The following is an 8,670-nucleotide window of genomic DNA, read 5'->3' as shown; positions in this document are numbered from 1 at the left end:
GTCACATAAGAGAGAACGACTCTAAAATAAGCACATTTTTGTCATATAAGCCAAAAAGAACTAACACAATATTTTCCTTAATTTTTTAATTCAAATACTATATTAGAAATTTCTACTCTTGTCTGTTTCAGCTAATCTTTTAGTTTTTATAACAGAACGTTCATTATTCAGAAAGTGATGCGATTTAATTAGTTTCACCTCGAATATTTATATGTTTTTCGCTTGCCAATATTAAATCATTAACAAAACCATCATACTTTTAGCTTAAAAAGATTATACTTTTTAGGCGAAAAGTTCTATCTTTTTGGTTGAAACATAATTATGTTTTTCTGAAAAATAATTATGTTTTCATGAAAAGCAATTTAGAGATAGGTAAAAAAGAGATTTTAGTTATTAGCGATGGTTCAGAAACAGTGTGAATGTGTCTTTTTAAAACAAAACATGATAGAAGAACACGATAAATGTCTTAATGAACCCGAAGCTCCAAAACTGATAGATGGAGGAGTTTATAATAATCAAGGAGCTTATAAACTTCAAAAAATGTCCCTTGCAACTAATAACTTGCAAGGGACGTTTTGTTATATATTAATGACAGAAAGAAATTACTTCGTTCCGTCATAGATAATGGTAATGTATGTTAGTATACGAACTTTGTTGAAGTTCCACGGAAAGACACAACATAAATACCATGTGGCATATTGCTAAGGTTTATTGTCGTAGGATTATTGAATGAACTAATTTTTGCACCTTGTGCATTGTAGAGTATAGCCTCGCCATAATTACCATTGAATATTATCTTTCCATCAGTAATTGTGAAAACTTCTGCTTTGGTATTATTATCTACACCTTGTATATTGGTAGGATCATCAGTTCCTTCATAAGGTAAACCTGGATATCCTTCGGTACCACCAGCAAAGTCTATAACATTCCATTGTTTCGTTTTAGCAATAGCTACAGCCGACTTAGTACAAATATTGCCTTCGGTTTCCTTAGTATTTACGATGATGATGTCGGCAATATCACTGGCATTACGTTGTGGAAGTCCTGTCATAAGCGATTTACAAGCATTTGGTGATAACTGATTAGTATAACATGTTATGGTTAAAATCATCTGGTTTTGCGATAAGTCAAGCGATTTTAGTTTGTTATTATCAATCCAGATATACTCTAACTCTTCAATTGGTTTTAAGTTTACATCAGTTAGCAGGTTGTGATGTAGCGAAAGCGTATTTACTTTCTTCAGCTTTGATAAATCAAGTTCAGAAAGTTCATTACTATAAGCACAAAGTAACTCCAATTCGGGAAGGTCGAGTTGCATTGCTGTCAACTTATTATCGTTGATATAAAGTTTTTGTAATGTAGACGATTTAAGTGTGAATGATTTAAAGTTATTCTTTGCCAACTGTAGTTCCTTTAAATTGTTATTCTTTGTAAGATCGATTTCAGCAAGTTTATTTTCGTTTGCATACAAGTTAGCAAGATATTGGTTGTTTGAAACATTCAATTTTTCAATTCCAGTTCTGTTTACAGCAAGCGTTTCAAGATATTTTTGTATGCTGACATCAATGGTACCAATCGTGTTATTATTTACCGAGAGATAATTAATAAGAGGATTCTTGCTGATATCTAATTTTGTAAGTTCGTTTTCGTCGCAATCAAGAAAAACAAGCTTACCACATTGTGTAATATTCAGTTCTTTTAATCCACAATAACTGCAGTTTAGCGTGTCAATTTCTTTATTGTTAGATAAATCGAGTTTTTCCAACTTTCCATTTTTACAGCTTAATATTTTTAATGTAGGACAATGACTTACATCGAGTGCTTCCACATCAAAGTTATCAATGCTCATCTCTGTTATGTTGCCTTCGATTCTTACATCTTTCTTCATAACCTCATAGAAGTCTAAACGTTCTCCCATCATTTCTTTTGTTCTTATGAACTTAATTCCGTCGAATGTAATATCATTACCAAGAATACGAGAAACAACTTCGCTGCCTATTTTTTTGCTTGTTGTAAAGGTAGCATAAGGTTTTTCTGCAGCTTCTTCAATATGTTTGAATGACGACCATGGGGTACTTATTTTGTAGACATCACGTTTACCATGAGGCACAAAAAGTTTACATTGTTCGAAGTCTATATTATAAAATGCCATTGAACCACAATATGGAGGTGAAACTGCAAGAACGTGCACTTCGGTTAGTCCTGTACAATTCATAAATACACCAAATCCTATCTGTTCAACAAGTTCGGGTAAAGTAATCGTTGTAAGATTTTTGATGTGTGCAAATGCAGAACTTTCTATCTCGGTAAGCGATTTTGGCAGAATTATATTGGTAAGTTCGGTAGCTTCGTAGAAAGAGTATTTACCAATCTTTTTTACCATTTCTGGTACAATATATTCACCGCTTCTACCTTTGGGATATTTTAGAAGTGTTTCCATATTTTTATCGAAGAGCACACCATCTGCCGATGCAAATGTTTTGTTGTCTTTATGTACTTCGAAAGCCTTCAATTCATTACAGATATAGAAAGGAACCATGCCACTAGAGCCACCGATACTATTTAGCGATGCAGGAATAACTATCTTCTCTAATTTCTCTGTATTAGAAAAGGCTTCGTCAGAGAGTTTCTGTGTGCCTTCTGGAATAATATAAGTGCCAGTTTTACCATCTGGGCACTTAATTAAGGTAATCATCTCCTTGTCGAAGAGTACACCATCAGCTGTTTTAAAGTTGTTGTTTTCAGGTTTTGCAATAATTTCCGTAAGATTGTCGCACAATAAAAATGCATTTCTTTCTATCGTTGTAACACTATTCGGAATAGTTATTTTACGCAATTCACTGCATCTGCAAAACATATTTATAGATATAGTGTTGTCTTTTGTGTAATATTCCAAATCTTCGTCAACATAATAATAAGAGGTGCCGCCCGATACAATATTTGCTTCCGATAAATCAAGAATCTGTAATTTTCCATCAGTTTTTGCTCCTGCAATTGTACTTCCGCCCATGGCACGAATATATAATATGTCAGTACCATTTAAGTTTCCCGTAACTTTTAGTTCGGTAAGCGAAAGCATTTCTTCCTCCGTTAATTTGTTCATTAACGACCCCGCTTCTTCTACATGTATTGTTTTTTGTGCAAAAGCCATCGTAGACGATAGCAACATACATACTAATGTGATGAAAACTTTCATGTTTCCTTTGGTAAATAGTTTCTGTTTCATAAGCATTAAATAAAATATTAGTAGATAAATTTAAGTTTTACAACATGTCGCAAAAATAATGTTTCTTTCGTTAATTTGCAAACTTTCTATTGTTTTTCTTGTTTATTTGTATGGTAATTGTGTAAAATGACGGCAAAAGAAACGGATAAAGAGAAATCTTTCCTCAATGAGAGTAGATATACTATAATTAGCGAACGAAAAAGTATTTGTAATTCTGTATTCTTGGTTATGATGTAGCAATATTTTCTATTCCTGCGCAAGATAAAAATAAAGCTTTTTAGAGGAAGGTAAATGCTCATTAGAAATTTATTATTATATTTCATCAAAATTATAATTACAAATTTCAAATTTATAATTACAATTTTTTATTTTATAATTATAAATTTCAAACTATAGTTTTGTGTTGAAATGTTGTTAGGTAAAATTTCATTTATTCAACTAAAATCTTTTTAAGTAGTGATGCTAAATAATCAAAGTTTTATTACTAATTATAGAGAATTTTAAGGAATGTGTAATATTTTTGTTTCTTTATTTTGCAATTTTTTGAGAATAATGCTATATTTGTAGCACCTTTAACATATCCTTTTCCGTGCAGCAGGAATACGGATAATTATTATTTGTCAAACCTTAACGGCTTCATCTTTGAGACCCGTTGGACAAACCAAACAATCACGCTGCATATAGGAGAATTATACAATGAGAAAAACATTCCTTTTGTTGGCTAGTATGTTCCTCTTGGTGGGAAATATTGCCATTGCACAAAACTACACAGAAAGGCCTTGCATGTCTTTACAACGTTTTGCATCTGAAGAAAAAGTGCGCATTGATGAGCGCGAAAATGAACTTTCTTTATTTGAACGAGGAAAGTCACTTGCTTATTCTTATGGAAGTGGGCATAAACTAATGCAAAAGCAAGGATTATCATCATCTTTGTCATTTGATAAGCAAAAATTATTGAAAACAAATGGAGGAGCAGAAATTTGGGTAAATGTAACCTATGCTCCAGGTATGACGAAAGCTACCGATCGGAGTATATCTAGTTTTAATTCTTTAGCTCCGAAAGAATTAAACCCACTTATCAATGGGAATTTTATGTTTTATAATGGTATTGGTTTAGTTGATGGGAAATTATATGCAGGCTATAATGCAATGTCAAAAGATAAAAAGTACACGCCTACTTTATATACGATAGATACCAATTCTTGGACATTAATAGGGAGTGAAGTTCTTGGCGACTATTCTTTAATGGCTTTTGAAACGGCTACAGCAGAAGATGGAACAATCTATGGTGAATTTTATTCTGCTGATGGAAAAAGTAGAGAAATTGGTATTATTGATTATCCAAACAGAAGTCGTTCTACACTCTTTGCAACAAATAAGTATTATATCGCTATGGGTATTACAAAAGCTGGAGTGCTTTATGGTATAGCTACAGATGGTAATCTTTACCAAATAGATAAGGGGGCTGGAAAAGAAATACTGATAGGAGCAACAGGAATAACACTTTCAGATTCTTCTGGTTCATTTTTCTTTCAGACTGGCGAGATAGATCAAAGTGATGATGTATTCTATTGGTTAGGTACTGACCAAAAGAAACAAAGTACTTCACTTTATACAGTAGATCTTAAAACAGGTGCGGCTACTGAAATATATAAATTCGGACAATATACTTTTTCAGGAATGATTATCCGTCAACCAGAAGCACTTAATGGAGCACCAGCAAAAGTGACTGACTTATCTTTGATGTTTATTGATGGAGCAACAACAGGTTCGGTTGTCTTTACAGCACCTACATTAAGTTACGATGGACAGATTTTAAGTAATGAGCTTTATTATAAGGTTATAGCCGATGGCAATATAATAGCTACAGGAACAACATCTCCTGGAAAGAATGAAACGATTCCTACTATAGTAAGTACAGGCATGCATAGTTTTGAGGTAATGCTTTCCAATTCAATTGGTAATTCTCCAATTGCAAAAGTACGGCAGTGGATTGGTTACGATGTGCCAATGCCTGTTTCTAATATTGTAATGGAACTAGATAAGTCAAGTGGGAATGCCTATGTTTATTGGGAAGCTCCACAAAAAGGACTACACGATGGATTTTTAGGAGGAATCTATTATGATATTTATCGAATTGGAAATGGAGAAAAGAAATTAATAGCAGAAAACTATGGTGACACTTATGTAGAAGACCAAATTGCTATTGGTGACTTTGCTAACTATAGATATGGAATTGTTGCACGGAATGGAGAACAGCGTAGTGAGATAGCTTACTCTAATTCGGAACAAGTAGGTGCAGCTTTTAGTGTGCCTTATATGGAAGATTTTGAAAGTGCTGACAAATTTGCTATTTGGAGAGTTGTTGATGTTAATAATGATAAGGAAGAGTCAGATTTTGGTACACGAGCAATATGGGTTTACGATAAGAGAGCAAAGGCTGCTTCTTATACTTTTGGTCCGAAGGCTGCTGATGATTGGATGTTTTCTCCGCCTATAAAGATGAAAGCTGGTCGTACATATACTATTGCTTTAAGTGCAAAAGGCCGTGCAGGACAAAGTAAGGTTTATCCTGAACGTTTTGAGGTAAAGATGGGAAAAGGAACAAGTGTTGAAGATATGAAAAACAACGTGTTATCTGAAACAGATGTTAATTCTGCCACATATAAAAAATATAAGAATAATCAAATAAAAGTAGATGTAGACGGAGAATATCATATAGGTATTCATGCAATTAGTACAACTGGAGGTTGGACACTATATGTAGATTCTGTTATGGTTGATCAAAATGCGACAGCTGAATCTCCAGATTCTGTTCGTGATTTTCATGTTGTTGCAGATGCTAATGGAGGACTAATAGCTAATATTTCTTTTAAAGCTCCAATAAAAACAGTTGGTGGAACAACATTGAATGAACCATTGACAAAGATAGAATTGAGACGCGATAATAAAATTATTAAAACGTTTAGCAATATTCCTCCAAGTACTGAAATTACTTATCAAGATAATGAGGTGCTTCTTGGTAACCATACTTATACTACACTACCTTTTATGGGTGAAGAACAGGGACAGAAAAGTCAACAGGTTGTTTATGTTGGCGTAGATGTTCCAGAGCATGTCAAAAATATTAGAGTAGCAGACAATGACCAAAATGTTAAGATTACATGGGATAAAGTAGGTTCAATCGGGGCTACGGGAGGACTTGTAATTACCGATAAGGTTGATTATGAAATTTGGAATACAGCTTCTTATAATGGAACAATGTTGCTTGCAGAAAAACTTGCTACGATTCATGATGGTACATCTTCTAACATAGAATTTAATACAAATGAAGGAAAACAAGGCATAGCATATTGGGCAGTACGAGCTGTAAATGCAGCTGGAGCAGGAGAAGCTCGTATGAGCGGTCTACTTGTAGGAAAGGCTTATAGTATTCCATTTAAAGAAAGTGTTACGAAAGGACAATTAACCACTTATTGGGATTTCAATGGCACCGGTAGTGGTGTAAAAATGCAATTATCTGGTGAAGCATCCGATGGCGATAATTATGCTTTTGATATTGTTTCTCCATCTTCTGATGAATATGGTGAATTGTATTCTGGTAAAATCTCTTTAGCTGGTGCAACAAAGCCTATGCTTACTTTTGACGTAAAAGGCACCGATAAACAAAATACTATTGGGGTATATGTGGTAAAACCTGATGGTACTGAAACATTGGCAGATGTAATTAGTCCTAATAAAGAGTATGCAACTTATAAGATAGATTTGTCGTCATACAAAACGGAAAGATATATTCGACTAGGCTTATTTGAAACTTTTAACTCGGAAGGTAGTATAACATTCGATAATATCAATATCGTAAATATGACAAACAACGACCTTAAGGTGGCTTCTTTATTTGTGCCAGAAACAGTGCAGGCTGGAGATACTGCGGCTATTCAACTCGTTATTAAAAACTATGGATTACAGCCGGCAAATAATTATACGATACGAATAATGGCCGATGATAAAGAATTAGTAAATAAATTAGTTGAAAACAATTTATCATCTATGCATGAACAACTTTTTGAAGCCTCTATGCCAACCACAATATTTGATGAGGCTGGCTCACGTTTAATTAAGGCTGAAATTATTTATGCACCAGACGAAATGCTCGAGAATAATATTGCAAAAAGCACGCTTAATGTTCTTATTTCTCAAGCTGCTACTCCTGAAAATCTTGTAGCAAAACAAGAAGATTCAGGTGTAAGAATGCAATGGAATACTCCACAGAAGACTACTCGTCCAATAGTAGAAAATTTTGAAAATACAGATATTTTTGTTCCGTTCTCTTTAGGAGGTGTAACAGAATCATCTAATGAAGGCTCTTTTGGTGATTGGAAATTAGTAGATGGTGATGGTAAAGTAACAAATATGTGGGGAGCTGTTAGTTATAAGAATTCTTCTAAGCCACATGCATGGCAGGTAATTAACCCCGAAATAGTTTTTGGTGCAAATATTTACGATAAGGATAGAGCGCATTCTGGTAGTCAATATCTTATATCGTTTTGCCCAGTAAAAGGTGCTGCAGATGATTGGCTTATTTCTCCTGAACTTCCAGGTGTTGAACAAACTATAACTTTTTATGTAAAGTGTCTTTCGTTGATGTATGGGGATGAAACTTATGAAGTTCTTTATTCTACAACCAATAGAAATATAGAAAGTTTTGTAAAACTTGGAAAAACTGAAACACCCAATATGGATTGGACACAACGCTTCTTTACGTTGCCAGATAAAACTAAGTATTTTGCTATACATCACACAGCTTCTGATGCATTTGGTCTTTTAGTTGATGATATAAAATATTCGGTAAAAGGCGATGATGTGAAAAAGTATAACATATATCTTGATAAAAAAATAATAGCAACGATAGAAGGAGGGGTTACAACTTATTTTGTAGAACAGCCTTTGAAAGATGGAAATCATCTCTTTAGTGTTACAGCTGTGTATGCAGATAGTATTGAGTCTGCACCTGTGTCTGTTAGTATGGTAGTCTCTGGAGTCGATGCTCTTTATGCATCCCACCAAAACTTCAATGTTTATACAATAGATGGAAAAGTTGTTCGTAAGAATTCGAAAACCTTGGAAGGATTAAAAGGTGTATACATTGTAAATGGAAAGAAGACTATATTAAGATAGATTTTTTAAGACCTCTGCCATGAAAACATTGCAGAGGTCTTGTTAGGAAAAAGCTTTATATTCTGCTACAATAATATCTTATACTATACTTCCCAAATAGAAGTGTAAAATCTATGTTTGTTTTTCAAGTGAAAACAATGAAGAATATCTAGACCTACCTTTTGGTAGGCACGTATTGTTCAGAAAAATAAAATCAACAATACAAAGAAATAGAGGGTGTGTCAAAATTGATACATCCTCTTTTTATTCTTCCTTTACCTTGTCTA

The 8,670-nt window shown here is 33.7% G+C and carries 2 protein-coding genes; one reads left to right on the top strand and one right to left on the bottom strand.

Features of this window, described 5'->3' with window-relative positions:
• Window positions 1–637: 637 nt before the first annotated feature.
• The gene (locus HXN26_RS10440; protein WP_273161160.1) at window positions 638–3,226 is read right to left on the bottom strand and encodes a leucine-rich repeat protein; all 2,589 of its coding nucleotides are present in this window, start codon (window positions 3,224–3,226) and stop codon (window positions 638–640) included.
• A gap of 696 nt (window positions 3,227–3,922) precedes the next feature.
• Between HXN26_RS10440 and HXN26_RS10435 the strand changes: the two genes are divergently transcribed.
• Window positions 3,923–8,404: a choice-of-anchor J domain-containing protein gene (locus HXN26_RS10435; RefSeq protein ID WP_273161158.1), complete on the top strand. Its 4,482-nt coding sequence runs from the start codon at window positions 3,923–3,925 to the stop codon at window positions 8,402–8,404.
• Window positions 8,405–8,670 lie beyond the last annotated feature (266 nt).

Origin of the sequence: Prevotella aurantiaca, from assembly GCF_015262605.1 — a bacterium.
Taxonomy (GTDB): Bacteria; Bacteroidota; Bacteroidia; order Bacteroidales; family Bacteroidaceae; genus Prevotella; species Prevotella aurantiaca.
The sequence above is the reverse complement of the archived record's forward strand: the minus strand, read 5'-3'. Positions and strand labels throughout refer to the sequence as shown.